14 protein-coding genes are annotated in these 16,481 nt (G+C 61.8%); 8 read left to right on the top strand and 6 right to left on the bottom strand.

Features of this window, described 5'->3' with window-relative positions; genetic code table 11:
- Positions 1-81: 81 nt before the first annotated feature.
- The 4 genes from ACZRMO_RS13970 to ACZRMO_RS13955 all read right to left on the bottom strand — a co-directional run bounded on the left by ACZRMO_RS13970 (position 82) and on the right by ACZRMO_RS13955 (position 4,990).
- A complete protein-coding gene (locus ACZRMO_RS13970) occupies positions 82-1,752 on the bottom strand; it encodes a protein kinase domain-containing protein (RefSeq protein ID WP_463973235.1) in 1,671 nt (556 codons plus the stop codon).
- Complete coding sequence (locus ACZRMO_RS13965) at positions 1,752-2,963, bottom strand: nitrate/nitrite transporter (RefSeq protein ID WP_463973234.1); 1,212 nt, start codon at positions 2,961-2,963, stop codon at positions 1,752-1,754. The genes ACZRMO_RS13970 and ACZRMO_RS13965 overlap by 1 nt, the downstream gene beginning before the upstream one ends.
- A 211-nt stretch (positions 2,964-3,174) precedes the next feature.
- Positions 3,175-3,750: an ANTAR domain-containing response regulator gene (locus ACZRMO_RS13960; protein ID WP_124526646.1), complete on the bottom strand. Its 576-nt coding sequence runs from the start codon at positions 3,748-3,750 to the stop codon at positions 3,175-3,177.
- A 13-nt stretch (positions 3,751-3,763) separates the two neighbouring features.
- The gene (locus ACZRMO_RS13955) at positions 3,764-4,990 is read right to left on the bottom strand and encodes a CmpA/NrtA family ABC transporter substrate-binding protein (RefSeq protein WP_463973233.1); all 1,227 of its coding nucleotides are present in this window, start codon (positions 4,988-4,990) and stop codon (positions 3,764-3,766) included.
- A 207-nt stretch (positions 4,991-5,197) separates the two neighbouring features.
- On the opposite strand from ACZRMO_RS13955, the gene ACZRMO_RS13950 reads away from it, so the two are divergent.
- The 5 genes from ACZRMO_RS13950 (at position 5,198) to ACZRMO_RS13930 (ending at position 8,520) form a co-directional block, all read left to right on the top strand.
- Positions 5,198-6,172, top strand: coding sequence for a secretin N-terminal domain-containing protein (locus ACZRMO_RS13950; protein ID WP_463973232.1), 975 nt, complete (start codon positions 5,198-5,200; stop codon positions 6,170-6,172).
- A gap of 15 nt (positions 6,173-6,187) precedes the next feature.
- A complete protein-coding gene (locus ACZRMO_RS13945; protein WP_463973231.1) occupies positions 6,188-6,403 on the top strand; it encodes a FliM/FliN family flagellar motor switch protein in 216 nt (71 codons plus the stop codon).
- Between the two features lie 165 nt (positions 6,404-6,568).
- Positions 6,569-6,955 (top strand): winged helix-turn-helix domain-containing protein, encoded by a 387-nt coding sequence (locus tag ACZRMO_RS13940; RefSeq protein WP_463973230.1) that lies wholly within the window; start codon positions 6,569-6,571, stop codon positions 6,953-6,955.
- On the top strand, positions 6,948-7,409 hold the full coding sequence (locus tag ACZRMO_RS13935) for a transglycosylase SLT domain-containing protein (protein ID WP_463973229.1): 462 nt from the start codon (positions 6,948-6,950) through the stop codon (positions 7,407-7,409). Before ACZRMO_RS13940 ends, ACZRMO_RS13935 begins: the two co-directional genes overlap by 8 nt.
- An 85-nt stretch (positions 7,410-7,494) precedes the next feature.
- Positions 7,495-8,520 carry a quinone-dependent dihydroorotate dehydrogenase gene (locus ACZRMO_RS13930; RefSeq protein WP_463973228.1) on the top strand — a complete coding sequence of 342 codons (1,026 nt, stop codon included), beginning with the start codon at positions 7,495-7,497 and terminating at the stop codon, positions 8,518-8,520.
- Positions 8,521-8,642: 122 nt separating this feature from the next.
- Here ACZRMO_RS13930 and rmf read toward each other — a convergent pair whose 3' ends face one another.
- The gene (rmf, locus tag ACZRMO_RS13925; protein WP_463973227.1) at positions 8,643-8,858 is read right to left on the bottom strand and encodes a ribosome modulation factor; all 216 of its coding nucleotides are present in this window, start codon (positions 8,856-8,858) and stop codon (positions 8,643-8,645) included.
- A gap of 532 nt (positions 8,859-9,390) precedes the next feature.
- Between rmf and rlmKL the strand changes: the two genes are divergently transcribed.
- Both rlmKL and ACZRMO_RS13915 read left to right on the top strand, forming a co-directional pair.
- Positions 9,391-11,655: a bifunctional 23S rRNA (guanine(2069)-N(7))-methyltransferase RlmK/23S rRNA (guanine(2445)-N(2))-methyltransferase RlmL gene (gene rlmKL, locus ACZRMO_RS13920; protein ID WP_124526640.1), complete on the top strand. Its 2,265-nt coding sequence runs from the start codon at positions 9,391-9,393 to the stop codon at positions 11,653-11,655.
- 231 nt (positions 11,656-11,886) lie between these two features.
- The gene (locus ACZRMO_RS13915) at positions 11,887-14,286 is read left to right on the top strand and encodes a sensor domain-containing diguanylate cyclase (protein WP_463973226.1); all 2,400 of its coding nucleotides are present in this window, start codon (positions 11,887-11,889) and stop codon (positions 14,284-14,286) included.
- A gap of 144 nt (positions 14,287-14,430) precedes the next feature.
- On the opposite strand, the gene dacB is transcribed toward ACZRMO_RS13915, so the two are convergent.
- Positions 14,431-15,891: a D-alanyl-D-alanine carboxypeptidase/D-alanyl-D-alanine endopeptidase gene (gene dacB / locus ACZRMO_RS13910; protein WP_463973225.1), complete on the bottom strand. Its 1,461-nt coding sequence runs from the start codon at positions 15,889-15,891 to the stop codon at positions 14,431-14,433.
- Positions 15,892-16,129: 238 nt separating this feature from the next.
- Here dacB and ACZRMO_RS13905 point away from each other — a divergent pair, with 238 nt between their 5' ends.
- Positions 16,130-16,474, top strand: a complete 345-nt coding sequence (locus tag ACZRMO_RS13905; RefSeq protein WP_016979277.1) for a YggL family protein — start codon at positions 16,130-16,132, stop codon at positions 16,472-16,474.
- The last annotated feature ends 7 nt before the right edge of the window (positions 16,475-16,481 follow it).

Below are 16,481 nucleotides of genomic sequence, written 5' to 3'. Positions count from 1 at the left end.
GGCTAATGCAGCGGTTGTGCCAAGTTGGCAGATGCCCGGATTTATTGGCCTTGCGTTCGATGCTGCAGCTTTTTTCGCCCTCTAGTGGTGCAACAGCCAGTACAGCAGCACCAGATTGAGCAGCAAAGATACGGCCGCCAGGGTTTGCCAGACCTTGAGCGGTTCGCGTTCCAGCAGCGGCCTTGGGCGCACGCTCAATTCGCGGCGGTCGGCCTGCTCCAGGGCCCTTAGCCACTCCTCGGCTGTTTCATAACGTTGCGCGGGTTGGGCGGCCACCGCACGTTCGAGGCTGAGGGGCAGCCACTCGGGCAGGTCGGGACGGTAGCGGCTGGCGCTGACGGCCTGGGTGAAGCGTGGCCGTTGAAAGGCTTCGATCTCGCCGTAGGGATAATGCCCGGTCAGCAGGTAATACAGCGTCACGCCAACGCTGTATAAATCCTGTTGAGCGGTAGGATGCTCGCCAGCAAACGCCTCGGGGGCGATAAAGCTCGGGGTGCCAGGCAGCAAGTGGGCGCGGTCTTCGGAGAGCCCAAGGCAATAGGCCAGGCCGAAATCCAGCACGCGCAATTCGCCGTCGTCGCCCAGCAGCAGATTCTCCGGTTTTATGTCGCGATGCAGGATCTGCCGCCGATGCAGCATGCCCACCGCCCGCACCAACCGCTCGGCGATGGACAGCCATTGCGCCAGGGGCAATGGACCTTGTTGCTGGAACAGTTGCGCGAGGGTTCGCCCCGGATATTCACGCATCACATAGTACAAATGCTGACGCGCGCTGGCGGCGTGAACCTCAGGAAACGCGCGCCCGGCTACGCGGCGCAGAAACCATTCCTCCGACAGCAAGGCCTGCCCGGCATCGCTGTCGTCGTCACGGTTGAGCGGCAGGGTTTTCAACAACCATGGCTGCTGATGGGTGTCACGTACCCGGTACAGCAATGACTGTCGGCTGTGTGCCAGCACACCTTCGACCTGCCAGCCTTCAAAGCATTGCCCGGCTTTTAACGGCGGCGGCAGCGGCCATTGCTGCAATTGCACCAGTGCATCGCCCAGGGTCGCGGCGCCGAGTGTGTCGATACGCACCAGCAGGGCGCTGGCGTTGTCCTGGCTGCCGGCCAGGTGCGCGGCGTTGACCAAGGTGTTGACCGCCAGCTCGAGGTCGCTTTGCTCGCGCAGGATCGTGCTGATGCTGTTGTCGCCCAAGGTGGCCCACACACCGTCGCTGACCAGCAGGAAGCATTCGCCTTCACGCAGTTCGCCGTCGAGAAAATCCAGCACCAGGTGTTGATCCAGGCCGAGGGCGCGCTTGAGCACATGCTGCATGCCCGGTTGTTCCCACACATGGTCTTCGCTGATGCGTTGCAACTCGCCGTCCAGCCAGCGATACACCCGGCAATCACCGACATGGGCCAGAGTGAAACGCTGGCCACGAAACACCAGGGCGCTGACGGTGGTCAGCAGTGGCTGGCCACCGCCATTGGCTTGCAGCCAGCGGTTCTGCGCGAGCAGCAAGCGTTCCAGCGCCTGGGCCACACCCCAGGTCTGCGGCGTGGCGTAGTAGTCGAGGGCCAGCGCCTGCAAGGTCGAACGGGCGGCCAGGCCGCCGTCGGCGCATTGGCTCACGCCGTCGGCCAGCGCGCACAGGTAGCCTTTGCTCGCGGCCAGTTCGGCCACGGGCGTGACCACTCGCAGCGCATCCTGGTTTTCCGGCCTTGGGCCGATGGCGCTGGCCTGGGCGATGCTCAGTCGCAGGCTCATCAGACGCGTGCGGCCGTCACGGCGGCCGCGCCCCAGGTGGTGCGCCAGCGACGTTTCACGCCGTGCAGGCCGAACCAGGCCAGCACGCCGAGGCTGGCGAACAGCCACAGGGCCAATTGATAGCTGCCGGTGCTCTGTTTGATTGCGCCCATTCCCGCCGCGAGGGCAAAGCCGCCGATACCACCGGCCATGCCGATCAAGCCGGTCATCACCCCGATTTCACGGCGGAAACGTTGCGGCACCAATTGGAACACGGCGCCATTGCCTGCGCCGAGGCCGAGCATGGTGCAGACGAAAAGCGCCAGGGCCGCGTAGGAACTCGGCAGGTTGAAGCCCACCGCGGCAATACAGACCGCCGCCACGCCGTACATGCCGAGCAGGGTGCGAATCCCGCCGAAACGATCCGCCAGGGCGCCGCCCAATGGGCGCATCAGGCTGCCGCCGAACACACAGGTGGCGGTGTAGTAGCCGGCCGTCACCGGGCTCAGGCCGTACTGGTCGTTGAAGTAGCCGGGCAGGGCGCTGGCCAGGCCGATAAAACCGCCGAAGGTCACGCTGTAGAAAAACATGAACCACCAGCTGTCGCGGTCGCCCAGGGCCTTGAAGTAGTCGGCCATGGCTTTGGCTTTTGGCCGTTCCGGGGCGTTGCGCGCGAGCCAGGCGAAGACGATCAGGGTCAGGATCAAGGGAATCAGGGCAAAACCGAATACATTGCTCCAGCCAAACGCGGCCGCCAGCACCGGCGCCAGCAACGCCGCAAACACGGTGCCGGAGTTACCCGCACCGGCGATGCCCATGGCTTTGCCCTGGTGTTCGGCGGGATACCACTGGGACGCCAGTGGCAAGGCGACCGCAAACGACGCGCCGGCCATGCCGAGGAACACACCCAGCAGCAAGGCTTGTTCGTAGCTGTGAATCCCGAGTTTCCAGGCGCCGAACAACGCGACGATCACGATTACCTGGCCGATCAGCCCGGCGGTCTTGGGCGACAGCCTGTCGGCCAGCATGCCCATCAAAAAACGCAGCACTGCACCGGCGAGGATCGGCGTCGCGACCATCAGGCCGCGTTGTTGCGTGGTCAGGTGCAGGTCGGCGGCAATCTGGATCGCCAGCGGGCCGAGCAGGTACCAGACCATGAAGCTCAAATCGAAATACAGGAACGCGGCAAACAGGGTCGGGGTGTGCCCGGATTTCCAGAAGCTTGATTTCATCACGCACCTCAACGGTTGGGAGTCTTGTAAGAAGGCCTGGTGATGGAGCCGCCGGCGAAGGCCGCCCCACCGGCCCCATGCTCTGGGGCCAAAACGCAAAAACGCCGCCACCGGGTTCGCGAGGGGCAAACCGGATGTGCGACGTCTTTGTCGTGGAGGGGCAACCGCCGTTGGTTACCTGTAGGGATCCTTTAGCAAGAGCTGAGCCAGATCAGCCGAGCAACTCGCTCATGGCGATAATCTGCTCTGCCACCTGGATCAGTTTCTGCTGGCGGCTCATGGCCTGGCGGCGCATCAGCGTGTAGGCCTCTTCCTCATTGCAGTCCTTCATTTTCATCAGCATACCCTTGGCCAGTTCGATGCGCTTGCGCTCGGCCAACTGCTGGTCACGGGCCTGCAGCTGGGCGCGCAGGGCCTGGTCGCTCTCGAAGCGCGCCATGGCCACGTCGAGGATCGGTTGCAGGCGCTGGGCCTGGATGCCTTCGACGATATAGGCACTGACGCCAGACTTGATCGCCTGGCGCATTACATTCGGGTCATGCTCGTCGGTAAACATCACGATGGGCCGGGGCTGGTCGCGGCTGACCAGCACCACTTGCTCCATCACGTCGCGCCCGGGTGACTCGGTATCGATCAGGATCACGTCCGGGCGCACCGTTTCGACGCGCGCGGGCAGGTCGATGGTCAGGCCGGACTCATCGATCACCTCGAAACCGGCCTCGATCAGTGCAGCCTTGAGCCGGCCGACTTTGCGCGGTGTGTCATTGATCAACAGGATTCGCAGCATATCGGTCTTCCTGTCAGCGCAAGGCCTGGCGGCTGGTGGGATCGTTCATCGCGTGCAGACGGAAGCTGCGCGCATAGGCGGCGGGGTCGCGGCCATCCCAGATTTTGCCGTCGATCAGTTGGCTGCTGCGCATGTCCTGGGCGATCGGAGGAACGCCGACGGCGCTGGCGGCCTCGCGGTACAGCGTCAATTGCTGCACCTGGCGGGCAACCCCCAGGTAGTCCGGGTCTTCGCGCAACAGGCCCCAGCGGCGGAACTGGGTCATGAACCACATGCCGTCCGAGAGATACGGCAGATTCACCTCGCCATCGGCAAAAAACCGCAGGGCATGGGGGTCTTGCCATTGGTTGCCGAGGCCATCGTCATAGCTGCCCAGCAGGCGCGGTTCGATGCAGTCGAGGGGCGCGTCGAGGTAGTCGCGGGCGCTCAGCAGTTGGGCGGTGGAGCGGCGGTTCTCCTGGCTCTGTTCGATAAAGCGGCTGGCTTCGAGGATGGCCATCACCAGCACGCGGGCGGTGTTGGGGTATTGCTCGACAAACGCCTGGGTGCAGCCGAGGACTTTCTCCGGGTGGTCTGGCCAGATCGCCTGGGTGGTGGCCAGGGTAAAGCCCTGGTTTTGTTTTACCGCGCTGGCACACCAGGGTTCACCGACACAAAAACCATCGATACGTCCGGCTTGCAGGTGCGCGACCATTTGCGGCGGCGGTACCACCACGCTGTTGACGTCCTGCAGCGGGTGGATGCCTTGGCTCGCCAGCCAGTAATACAGCCACATGGCGTGGGTGCCGGTGGGAAACGTCTGGGCGAAGGTCAGTTTTGTGCGGCTTTGGTGCACATGGCGATCCAGCGCCTCAGGAGTGACCACGCCCTGCTGTTGCAGGCCGTGGGACAGGTTGATGCTCTGGCCGTTCTGGTTGAGCCCCATCAGTACCGCCATGTCGGTGGGCGCTACGCCGCCGATACCCAGGTGCACGGCATAGATCAGCCCGTACAGGCTGTGGGCGGCGTCGAGTTCGCCGCTGACCAGTTTGTCGCGCAGGTTGGCCCATGACGCCTGGCGCTTGAGGTTGAGTGTCAGGCCGTAGGGTTGGGCGAAGCCCTGGGTGGCGGCAACTACCAGCGAGGCGCAATCACTCAGGGCCATGAAGCCCAGGTCGAGACTGCTCTTTTCCGGCGCGTCACTGCCGTTGACCCAAGCCAGTGGGTCTTTTCTCGGGCGGTTATCTGCCGGTTCGTTCATCAATGCCTGCCTTTTCTCTCAAAAAAAACGTCGTTCCCTCGGATGGCGCTGGAGGCCATTGCAGGGTAACGACGCCTTTGTCCGTAGGCCCGTGCCTTCGTTGGCGCGCGCTCTGATGAGTGTGTGTAGCAATGCACATGCCATGGCCAGGGTGTGGACGCGTGCCGTCAGTTTTCCGTCAAGATTGAAAACTGGCGGGCTCTCAGTATGGCCGCTTCGTCACGCCAGGCTGCCGAGAAAACCAAGGTGAATAGTGTGTTCCCTGCAAGGATGACCCGCCAGCGGCTGTGCAGCTGGTTGTTGTGCGCTGCGTTATCGCTGGGCACCTGTGCGGCGAGGGGCGAGCCCTACCGGGCGCAGGAAGAGAACCTGCAGCGGTTTTTTACCGCGCTCTCGGTGCCATTGGGCTTGTCGGTTGTCCTCAGCCGCAAAGTCGCTCGCCTGCATGTCAGTGGGCTGTTTGATTTTGACGCGCCGCAACAGGTCCTGGAGGTACTGGCCCTGCAGGAGGGCCTGATCTGGCATCGCGATGGGCAAGTCCTGTACCTCTACGAAGCCGATGAGGTGAGGAACTCGGCAGTTGCGCTGCGGCACATTTCCGTCGACAGGCTGCGGGGGCAGATGCGTCGTACGGGGCTGGACGAGTCCAGCTATCCCTTGCGTAAAAGCGGGGAGCGCATGTTCTCCGTCACGGGGCCGCCAAGCTATGTCGATCAAGTGCTGCGCCTGGCGCAACTGATGGATCGGCCGCCTGCCCCGCCGCGTGTGGTGTTGCCCTCCGTTGGCGTGGTGCAGGTGTTCAATGTCGATGTGGCTGATCGTCATTATGGCGTGGGTACGGACACGATTTCCGTGCCTGGGATGGCTTCAATGATCGAAGCCCGGTTGTCCAGCGAGCACAAAACTCAACTGGCTGAAGGCAGCCTTACGTTCATTGCTTATCCAGACACCAACAGCCTGCTGATCCAGGGCAAGCCCGATCAGGTGAGTCTCATCAAGCAGTGGGTCGCGGAGCTGGATGTGCTCACCCCGCCGGATGAGGTCTCGTTGTGGCAGGTAGGCGCCGATCACGATGAACTCAAGACTCTGACCGCCCCTCCCGGACCATCACCCTTGACGGCGGAGCAGCATGAGCGTGTGCATCGCGCGTACATGCCACGGGGTCGCGAAATTTCTCCATGAATAGGGCGCTTGTCCATGCACCTGGAAATACTTCTGCAAGAGCAACTGATCAGTCGCAAGCGTCTGGCGGCGTTTGCAGTAGGGAAGGTGTTACCGCTGACACCTGACGTCATTCGCTGTGTGGAGGTGCGGGTCAATGGCCAGTTGATGGCTTTGGGCGAGTTGGTGCAATTGGAGGATCGGTTGGGGGTCGAGTTGCACGAGGTTTATCACGATTGGGTCGCCGGGTAGGGCCGGATAAAGAATTGTCCTACTGAGTAGCTGGGAAAAACGCCGGATGAATGGGTTTTTCCCTAGGGCCAGGTGTAGGACTGTTTCTTATAGTCGCGATGTTTGCGGGTGAGCCAATACAGGAAATAAGGATTTCAATGTCAGTAGTTGAATACAGAGGTGCGTATGGCGGTCGTGATTGACAGGTCAGCGACGTCCCTCGTTTTTGCCCACTGGACCTTACATGGTGATGGCCGGTTGACCGGGGGCGGGACAGACGTTCAATTGCCACCCAAGGAGGGCCAGGTGCTGCGGTTGTTGCTGGGTTCGGGTGGCACACTGATGACCAAGGACCGCTTGCTGGAACTCGCATGGCCCAGGGGCGAGGTGGCCGAGGAGTCGCTGACACGTTGCATCTACTCGTTACGCAAGTACCTGAAGGCCGACAAGGGGTTTATCAAGACGATCTATGGCAGGGGCTATCGGTTTACTTGTCCGGTGCAGGTGGGAAGTGCTGACGCGAGGCAGGTAGCGCATGTGTGTGCGGCTTGTGGTCGGGTCAACAATGTTTAAAGCCTGGGGGAAAGGCCTGCTTTTGAGCCTGTTGATGGGCAGCAGCCCGGCACTGGCATACTGCTGGGACGAAGTGGCCAGCCGTTATGACCTAGAGCCGGAGTTACTGCAGGCTATCGCTGCTGTCGAGTCGGGTTACCGCGCGCAGACCATCAATAACGCTAACCGCAATGGCACGCGGGATATCGGCTTGATGCAGATCAACAGCATTCATCTGCCCCGTCTGCTGAAGCTGGGCATCACGGAAGAGCGGTTGTTGAGCGAGCCCTGTCTCTCGGTGGAGGTGGCAGCATCGATTCTTACCGAGTTCATCCAGCGCTTTGGTTACAACTGGACTGCCGTCGGCTCCTATAACGTCGGAGGGGGGGCAGGCCCCAAACGTGATGCCTTGCGCATGCAATATGCGCAAAAGATCTGGGCACGCTATGAAGAGCTGGTAGCCAATCGCCAATGACGATTGGCGGCACGCCTCGCATGCAGCCCGCCACCCCGGCTATAATCGTCGCCACCTTTCGCCGCCATCCGAGTCTAGCCCGCCCATGTATACCCTGGCCCGCCAGCTGTTGTTCAAACTTTCCCCGGAAACCTCCCACGATCTGTCCCTGGACCTGATCGGTGCCGGTGGCCGCCTGGGGCTCAATGGCCTGGTATGCAAGGCACCGGCAAAAATGCCGGTATCGGTGATGGGGCTCGACTTCCCCAACCCGGTCGGGCTGGCGGCTGGCCTGGACAAGAACGGTGCGGCCATCGATGGTTTTGCGCAGCTGGGTTTCGGTTTTGTCGAGATCGGCACCGTGACCCCGCGCCCACAGCCGGGCAACCCCAAGCCGCGTATCTTCCGCCTGCCGGAAGCTGAAGCGATCATCAACCGCATGGGCTTCAACAACCTGGGCGTGGACCACTTGCTGTCGCGGGTTCAGGCGGCGAAGTACAAGGGCATCCTCGGCATCAATATCGGCAAGAACTTCGACACGCCGGTGGAGCGTGCGGTGGATGACTACCTGATCTGCCTGGACAAGGTCTACGCCCACGCCAGTTACGTCACCGTCAACGTCAGCTCGCCCAACACCCCGGGGCTGCGCAGCCTGCAGTTCGGTGACTCCCTCAAGCAATTGCTCGAAGCCTTGCGCCAGCGCCAGGAAGACCTGGCCGTGCGCCATGGCAAACGTGTGCCGTTGGCGATCAAGATTGCCCCGGACATGAGCGACGAAGAGACCGTGCTGGTGGCCCAGGCCCTGGTGGACTCGGGCATGGATGCAGTGATCGCGACCAATACAACCCTCAGCCGTGTTGGCGTCGAAGGCCTGGCCCATGGCGACGAAGCGGGCGGCCTGTCGGGCGCGCCGGTGCGTGAGCAGAGCACCCATATCGTCAAGGTGCTGGCAGCCGAACTGGCCGGGCGCTTGCCGATCATCGCTGCCGGTGGCATCACCGAAGGCCAGCACGCCGCCGAGAAGATCGCCGCTGGCGCCAGCCTGGTGCAGTTGTACTCCGGCTTTATCTACAAGGGCCCGGCGCTGATTCGCCAGGCGGTGGATGCGATCGCGGCACTGCCAAAGGCCTGAAACCACCCAATAAAAAGGGCTCCATAAAGGAGCCCCCTGGGCCGAAGCCCGCCGCCCGGATAGGACGTGCGTGGTTAAGTCATTACATCTTCAACAGTGTATGTCGGAATTGAATGCCCTTATTAGCCGACGGCGTGAAGTTCGTTGAGTCTGTGGATTCCCGCAGTGCCAGTCATACCGTCCCAGTTGTCGCCGCGTCCTTCTCGCCAGCCGTTGATCCAGGCTTGGCGTACCGACGATAGAGTAAATGGGCAAAGCTCACGGGATTTGCCATGAACGCCATATTGATATCCGCGTAAAAATGCTCTTTCCAACGGATCACGCTTAAGTCTTCTCATAGGGTGTTTCCCTCACTTGTTGACTGTCTTGATATCCTTCGGCCCCGTCTGGTGCCGGGCAGAGTTTTTCTGCCGTTGGTGGGCTCGCTGCCGGCGTGGCGAGCCTATGTGTCGGCGTCGTTACGGCGCCAACCTGTGTTGAGTTCTAACCAATAGGTCACATGGATTCAATGATCGTTTTGTCATAAGCACGTAACGATAACGATGCTATAGCCATAAGCTGGGATGGCTTTTCGCCCCATTTACCTGGCAAAGCCAGCTATGATGCACCCTGCAAAGAGGATGGGTTTAATCCTTTAGTGAGAATGTCCGCCCGTTGCAGTCGGTTACTATTCGACGAAGGGTCGGAATATTTCATTTTGTTACGCCACATTATCTATCTGCCCCGTCAACCACGGCCTAAAGGCCCGGCAGGCGGGGTGGGACGGCACATTCGTGCCACGCGAGCACTCTTCAAGAAAAGTGCTTGATTGAAAACCGAGCCGGCGATGCGTCGCCCGTTCATTCATTGCTGAAAAGCCTGGAATGCCCCATGTCGGACCGTTTTGAACTCTTCCTCACCTGCCCCAAGGGCCTCGAAGGCCTGCTGATCGAGGAAGCCGTCGGGCTTGGCCTTGAGGAAGCCCGCGAGCACACCTCGGCCGTGCGCGGCATGGCCGACATGGAAACCGCCTACCGCCTGTGCCTCTGGTCGCGCCTCGCCAACCGCGTGTTGCTGGTACTCAAGCGCTTCCCCATGAAGGACGCCGAAGACCTCTACCACGGCGTGCTGGATATCGAATGGGCCGACCATATGGTCCCGGACGGCACCCTGGCCGTGGAATTCAGTGGCCATGGTTCGGGCATCGACAACACCCACTTCGGCGCGCTGAAGGTCAAGGATGCGATTGTTGACAAGCTGCGCACCCCGACCGGCGAACGCCCATCCATCGACAAGATCAACCCGGACCTGCGCATTCACCTGCGCCTGGACCGTGGCGAGGCGATCCTCTCCCTCGACCTTTCCGGCCACAGCCTGCATCAGCGTGGCTACCGCCTGCAGCAGGGCGCCGCGCCGTTGAAGGAAAACCTGGCCGCGGCGATCCTGATCCGTGCCGGCTGGCCGCGCATTGCTGCCGAAGGCGGCGCGCTGACTGACCCGATGTGTGGCGTGGGCACCTTCCTGGTGGAAGGCGCGATGATCGCTGCCGACATGGCGCCCAACCTGAACCGTGAGCTGTGGGGTTTCACCACCTGGCTCGGTCACGTCCCGGCACTGTGGAAGAAACTGCACACCGAGGCGTCGGAACGTGCCGCTATCGGCATGAACAAGCCACCGCTGTGGGTGCGTGGCTATGAAGCCGACCCGCGCCTGATCCAGCCTGCGCGCAACAACATCGAGCGCGCCGGCCTGAGCCATTGGATCAAGGTCTACCAGGGCGAAGTTGGCACCTTCGAGCCGCGCCCGGACCAGAACCAGAAAGGCCTGGTCATCTGCAACCCGCCGTACGGCGAGCGTCTGGGTGACGAAGCCAGCCTGTTGTACCTCTACCAGAACCTCGGCGAACGCCTGCGCCAGGCGTGCATGGGCTGGGAAGCGGCGGTGTTCACCGGCGCCCCGGACCTGGGCAAGCGCATGGGCATCCGCAGCCACAAGCAGTATTCGTTCTGGAACGGCGCGTTGCCGTGCAAATTGCTGCTGATCAAGGTCAACCCGGACCAGTTCGTCACCGGCGAGCGCCGCACCCCGGAGCAGCGCCAGGCCGAACGTGAGCAAGCCGCTTACGATCAAGCCCCGGTTGAGCCACAAGAGCGCCAGTACAACAAGAACGGCAACCCGATCAAGCCGGCCCCGGCGCCGGTGGTTGAGCAGGCGCGCCTGAGCGAAGGCGGGCAGATGTTCGCCAACCGCCTGCAAAAGAACCTCAAGTTGCTGGGCAAGTGGGCCAAACGTGAAGGCGTGGATTGCTACCGCGTGTACGACGCCGACATGCCGGAATACTCCATGGCCATCGACCTGTACCACGATTGGGTCCACGTCCAGGAATACGCCGCGCCGAAGTCCATCGACCCGGAAAAGGCCTCCGCGCGCATGTTCGACGCCCTGGCCGCGATTCCCCAGGCGCTGAACATCGACAAGAGCCGCGTCGTCGTCAAGCGCCGCGAGCGTCAGAGCGGCACCAAGCAGTACGAGCGCCAGAGCGCCCAGGGCAAGTTCACCGAAGTCAGCGAAGGCGGCGTGAAGCTGCTGGTCAACCTCACCGACTACCTCGACACCGGCCTGTTCCTCGACCACCGCCCGATGCGCATGCGCATCCAGAAAGAAGCGGCGGGCAAGCGTTTCCTCAACCTGTATTGCTACACCGCCACCGCGAGCGTGCATGCAGCCAAGGGCGGCGCGCGCAGCACTACCAGCGTCGATTTGTCGAAGACTTACCTGGACTGGGCGCGTCGCAACTTCTCCCTGAACGGTTTCTCCGACAAGAACCGTCTGGAGCAGGGCGATGTGATGGCGTGGCTGGAAGCCAGTCGCGATGAGTTCGACCTGATCTTCATCGATCCGCCGACCTTCTCCAACTCCAAGCGCATGGAAGGCATCTTCGACGTGCAGCGTGACCACGTGCAGTTGCTCGACCTGGCCATGGCGCGCCTGGCACCGGGCGGCGTGCTGTATTTCTCGAACAACTTCCGCAAGTTCGCGCTGGAGGACAACCTCAGCGAGCGTTACGCGGTCGAGGAAATCAGCGATAAGACCATTGACCCGGATTTCGCGCGTAACGCGAAGATCCACCGGGCGTGGAAAATCACCGCGCGCTGATCGTCCCTTGTAGACGAGAGCTTGTTGTGGCGAGGGAGCTTGCTCCCGCTGGACTGCGCAGCAGTCCCCAGATATTGGGGCCGCTTCGCACCCCAGCGGGAGCAAGCTCCCTCGCCACATAAGCTTGCTGTAATTACCGTTATTACGCTGGTCAAACCCAGGCCCTATGGCTATAACTTAACGCCTAGCCAAAGTGACACCCCCCGCACGCTGGCGTTGTGAGTGTTGCCTATGCCGTTGCAAGCCGTTCGCCCGAAAATCCTTGGTTTTATCAGTGAGCAGGCATCGGCTTGGCTGGTGGCATTGGTGGTGTTATTGGCGGGGGCTGCGCTGACGCTGATCGTTGCGTGGGCGGCGTCCAACCTCTACCAGCAACAGGTGCGCCAGCGCTTTCAGTTGCTGGTCAATGAGCGCTACAGCCGCCTGCAAGAGCGCTTTGAGGACCAGGAGCAACGCCTGGGTAGCCTGCGGCGTTTTTTCGTCAATTCAGGCGACGTATCCCGTGACGAATTCGATGGTTTCGCCCAACCCCTGCTGCTGCGCGCCCGTGCCTATTCCTGGGCGCCGCGGGTGTTTCGCGATCAGCGCGACGCGTTTGAGCAGACGGTGTCACGCCAACTCGGCAAGCCCTTCGTCATTCGCGAGCTGGACGCCACGGGTGAGCTGACCCCTGCGCCCCAGCGTGATGAGTACGTGCCGGTGCTCTACAGCCAGACCCAGAGCCTGCTCGGTTCGCCTTTGGGCTTTGATTTGCTGGCCCAGCCACTGCGCCGTTCAACCCTTGAACGTGCGCTGAAGACCGGCAAGATGGCGGTGTCGCAACCCATGCAACTGGTGGGGGTGGAACCGTCCTATGCTGCCGGCGTGTTGCTGGTAGCCCCCGTCAGCAAACTGCCGGACAGCCAGCAATCCCAATCCGAGGCCTATGGCTTTGTGATGGCCGTGATCAGCATGCGGCAGTTGGTGGCCGATGGGTTGCCCAAGCCAAACCGCGACAACCTGGTGATGCAGATCATCGATACCTCCGACACCCAGAAGCGCGTGCTGTACGCGTCGAGCAACACGCCGGGCAGCAGCGACCTGGCCGCCGCGCGCCGGTTGACCCTGGGCGATCATGTCTACGCCCTGAGCCTGCAAGCGAGCCAGGTGTTCGACCAGGCCAACCACTCCTCGATGAACACGATCCTGACCATGGGCGGCCTGCTCAGCCTGCTGCTCAGCGCGTTGTTGTACGTGCTGGTCAGCCAGCGCCAACGCGCGTTGAAGCTGGTCGAACAGCGCACCGAGCAATTGCGCCTGCGCGAGCTTGAGTTACGCGGCGCCCATGGACAGCTGCGCAGCGTGCTGAACGCGGCGACCCAGGTGGCGATCATTGCCACTGACCTGCGCGGCGTGATCAATACGTTCAATGCCGGCGCCGAGCAGATGCTGGGGTTCAAGTCCAATCAAGTGCTGGGCCGCTTGACCCTGGAAAGCCTGCACCTGGCACCTGAGTTGGAGGCGCGCGCCGCCAGCCTGAGCCAGATCATGGGCAAGCGCATCCCGCCGAGCCAGGCAATGCTGGTAGAAAGCCCCGACCACCAGCACGAGGCCCGCGAGTGGACCTTGAAACGCCAGGATGGCAGCCAGTTGACGGTGAATATGCTGGCCACGGTGTTGCTGGATGACCATGGCTTGTGGGTGGGCCACTTGGCGATTTACCTGGATGTCACCGAACAAAAACGTGTCTACGAAGCCTTGGCTGCACGGGATCGCCTGCTGAAAAAGCTCAGCGCCCATGTTCCCGGCGGGATCTTCCAGTTCACCCTTGAGCCCAAGGACAACTGGCGCTTTATCTACGCCAGCGATGGCATACGCGATATCTATGAGATCGAACCGGGGGTGTTGCAACAGGACGCCAGCAAGGCGCTGGACCGTATTCACCCACTGGACATCGAGCGGGTGCGGGCTTCGATTCGCTTGTCGGCGCTGCAATTGAGCCATTGGCGTGAAGAATACCGCGTGCAGTTGCCGCACCGGGGCGTGCGCTGGATTCGCGGCGAGGCGACGCCGGAAGAGTTACCGGGAGGCGGTACGTTGTGGCATGGCTATGTGTCGGATATTTCCGATTTGAAACGGGTTGAAGAAGAACTGCGCGCCCTGTCGATTACCGACTCCCTGACGGGGATTCATAACCGTCGGTATTTCCAGGATCGCCTCAAGGCCGAGATGGTCCGGCTTAACCGGGTGTCGGGGTCGCTGTCGCTGATCATGCTGGATATCGACCACTTCAAGCGGATCAACGACCAGCACGGGCATGGCGTGGGCGACGGCGTGTTGCAGGAGGTGTGCAAGCGCATCAGCTTACGCCTGCGGCGTACCGACGTGTTCTGTCGCCTGGGTGGGGAAGAGTTCATGGTGCTGTGCCCCAACACCGATGGCGAGCAGGCCTACAGCCTGGCGATGGAGCTGTGGCAGTCGTTGCGCAGCGAGCCGATGGAGCCGGTCGGCATCGTCACCGCCAGCTTTGGCGTGGCCAGTTGGCGTGTTGATGAAGGGATCGATGGGTTGCTGCTGCGCGCGGACTCGGCGGTGTATGTGGCCAAGCAGGCCGGGCGGGATCGGGTAGAAGCGGAGCGGGTACGGGCCTGAAGGCTGACGCAGTACCCAATGTGATGATCGTTCCCACGCTCTGCGTGGGAATGCCGCCGGTGACGCTCTGCGTCACGCCTTCAAGAACGGACGCAGAGCGTCCAGGGATGCATTCCCACGCAGAGCGTGGGAACGATCAAAGCGCTAGAGAACGGGCGCAGCCGCCGCCAGTTTCGGTTGGCGATACAGGTCCAGCAGCACCTGATCCAGCACCGACGAGGCACCCCACGGCTTCGGATCGTTGAGGATTGCCACCACCGCCCAGGTGTTGCCGTTGTTGTCGCGGCTGAACCCGGCAATGGCACGCACGGTGTTCAAGGTGCCGGTCTTGACGTGGGCCTCGCCGCGCATGGCGGTGGTCTTCAGGCGTTTGCGCATGGTGCCGTCGGTGCCGGCAATCGGCAGCGAGCTGATGTATTCAGCCGCATACGGGCTTTTCCAGGCGGCTTGCAGCATTGCGGCCATTTCGCGGGCGCTGACCCGTTCGGCACGGGACAGGCCGGACCCGTTCTCCATCACCAGGTGCGGCGCGGTGATGCCTTTTTTCGCCAGCCACTGGCGCACGACGCGCTGGCCGGCCTTGGCGTCGTCGCCGTCGGCATCGTTGCGAAACTGTGCGCCCAGGCTCAGGAACAATTGCTGGGCCATGGTGTTGTTACTGTATTTGTTGATGTCGCGGATGATTTCCGCCAGGTCCGGCGAAAACGCGCGGGCCAGGACCTTGGCGTCCTTGGGGACCGGTGCCTGGATATCGCGGCCCTGGATGCTGCCGCCCAGTTCCTGCCAGATCGCGCGCACGGCGCCGGCGGTGTAGGTGGCGTGGTCGAGCAGCGACAGATAAGTCTGCGAGCTGCAGCCATCGGCCAGTTGGCCGCTGACGGTGACCGTCACGCTGCCGTCGGCGGCGGTGACCGGGTTGTAGCGCACGTCGCCGGTGCACTGCTTGGTGTTGGACACCTTGACCTGGTTGTCGATGCGGATGCTGGCAATCGGCGGCTCGACCGACACGATCACCCGGCCCGAGTCATTACGGGTCACGAAGCGCAGGGCCTTGAGGTTGACCAGCAGGGCGTCGGGCTTGACCAGGAAGGGCTTGTTCTCGTCGTTGCCGTCGTCATTGAACTCGGGCAAAAGCGGTTGTTTGAAGAAGGCACGGTCCAGCACCAGGTCACCGGTGACTTGCTGCACGCCGTTGGCGCGCAGGTCGCGCATCAGCAGCCAGAGTTTTTCCATGTTCAGCTTGGGGTCACCGCCGCCCTTGAGGTACAGGTTGCCGTGCAATACGCCACCGCTGAGGGTGCCGTCGGTGTAGAACTCGGTTTTCCACTGGTGGTTGGGGCCAAGCATTTCCAGGGCCGCGTAGGTGGTGACCAGCTTCATGGTGGAGGCCGGGTTGACCGAGACATCAGCGTTGAAGACGGTCGGCGTGCCCGGACCGTTCAGGGGGATCATCACCAGGGACAGTGCGTTGTTTTGCAGCTTGGCTTTTGTCAGTGCCTGCTGGACGTTCGGCGGCAGGGTGTTGTTGACGGTGGCGGCGGTGGCAGAGAAGGCCAGTGGCAGAAGAAGACCGGCAAGGAGCAATGGACGCAAAGATTTGATCATAGAGAATAAAACCCTACTGCTGAGGAGGGTGAAAAAGGCGAGGGGTAAATAAGAAAAATCCCTCATTGGTCACGAAAGTGTCGGCATTATGCCCCAAGGTGGGGCCTCTTGTAGCTGAACGATAGCTGGAAATCGGCGTTTTTTTTGCAGGCAATTTGCCGCCCGTCCCAGAGAATCGGGCAATCGCCGCCTTAAACTGCTAAAGTGCCGCCCGTTATTACTTAAGAGGATTGTTCCAATGGCGACTAACCGTTCCCAGCGTCTGCGCAAAAAACTGTGCGTTGATGAATTTCAAGAGCTGGGTTTCGAACTGAACCTGGACTTCAACGAAGGCCTGAGTGAAGAAGCTATCGACGCTTTCCTCGAAGCATTCATCAAAGAAGCCATGGAAGCCAACGGTCTGGGCTATGTTGGCGGCGATGACTTCGGTCTGGTTTGCCTGCAGAAGCGTGGCTCGGTCTCCGAAGAGCAACGTGCTGCTGTTGAAGCCTGGCTGAAAACCCGTTCCGAGCTGACCAAGGCTGAAGTCAGCCCGCTGCTGGACGTGTGGTATCCGGAAAAGCCGATCAACGCGGCTAAGTGATACTGAA

The sequence above is a fragment of the Pseudomonas sp. B611 genome, from assembly GCF_055407965.1.
Note: the sequence above shows the minus strand (reverse complement) of the source record. Positions and strands in the feature narration are given on the sequence as shown.

Excerpts from the sequence above, each read along its gene's own strand:
- ACZRMO_RS13970 (WP_463973235.1), bottom strand. The coding sequence starts at position 1,752 with ATGAGCCTGCGACTGAGCATCGCCCAGGCCAGCGCCATCGGCCCAAGG.
- ACZRMO_RS13965 (WP_463973234.1), bottom strand. The coding sequence starts at position 2,963 with ATGAAATCAAGCTTCTGGAAATCCGGGCACACCCCGACCCTGTTTGCC.
- ACZRMO_RS13960 (WP_124526646.1), bottom strand. The coding sequence starts at position 3,750 with ATGCTGCGAATCCTGTTGATCAATGACACACCGCGCAAAGTCGGCCGG.
- ACZRMO_RS13955 (WP_463973233.1), bottom strand. The coding sequence starts at position 4,990 with ATGAACGAACCGGCAGATAACCGCCCGAGAAAAGACCCACTGGCTTGG.
- ACZRMO_RS13950 (WP_463973232.1), top strand. The coding sequence starts at position 5,198 with ATGGCCGCTTCGTCACGCCAGGCTGCCGAGAAAACCAAGGTGAATAGT.
- ACZRMO_RS13945 (WP_463973231.1), top strand. The coding sequence starts at position 6,188 with ATGCACCTGGAAATACTTCTGCAAGAGCAACTGATCAGTCGCAAGCGT.
- ACZRMO_RS13940 (WP_463973230.1), top strand. The coding sequence starts at position 6,569 with ATGGCGGTCGTGATTGACAGGTCAGCGACGTCCCTCGTTTTTGCCCAC.
- ACZRMO_RS13935 (WP_463973229.1), top strand. The coding sequence starts at position 6,948 with ATGTTTAAAGCCTGGGGGAAAGGCCTGCTTTTGAGCCTGTTGATGGGC.
- ACZRMO_RS13930 (WP_463973228.1), top strand. The coding sequence starts at position 7,495 with ATGTATACCCTGGCCCGCCAGCTGTTGTTCAAACTTTCCCCGGAAACC.
- rmf (WP_463973227.1), bottom strand. The coding sequence starts at position 8,858 with ATGAGAAGACTTAAGCGTGATCCGTTGGAAAGAGCATTTTTACGCGGA.
- rlmKL (WP_124526640.1), top strand. The coding sequence starts at position 9,391 with ATGTCGGACCGTTTTGAACTCTTCCTCACCTGCCCCAAGGGCCTCGAA.
- ACZRMO_RS13915 (WP_463973226.1), top strand. The coding sequence starts at position 11,887 with ATGCCGTTGCAAGCCGTTCGCCCGAAAATCCTTGGTTTTATCAGTGAG.
- dacB (WP_463973225.1), bottom strand. The coding sequence starts at position 15,891 with ATGATCAAATCTTTGCGTCCATTGCTCCTTGCCGGTCTTCTTCTGCCA.
- ACZRMO_RS13905 (WP_016979277.1), top strand. The coding sequence starts at position 16,130 with ATGGCGACTAACCGTTCCCAGCGTCTGCGCAAAAAACTGTGCGTTGAT.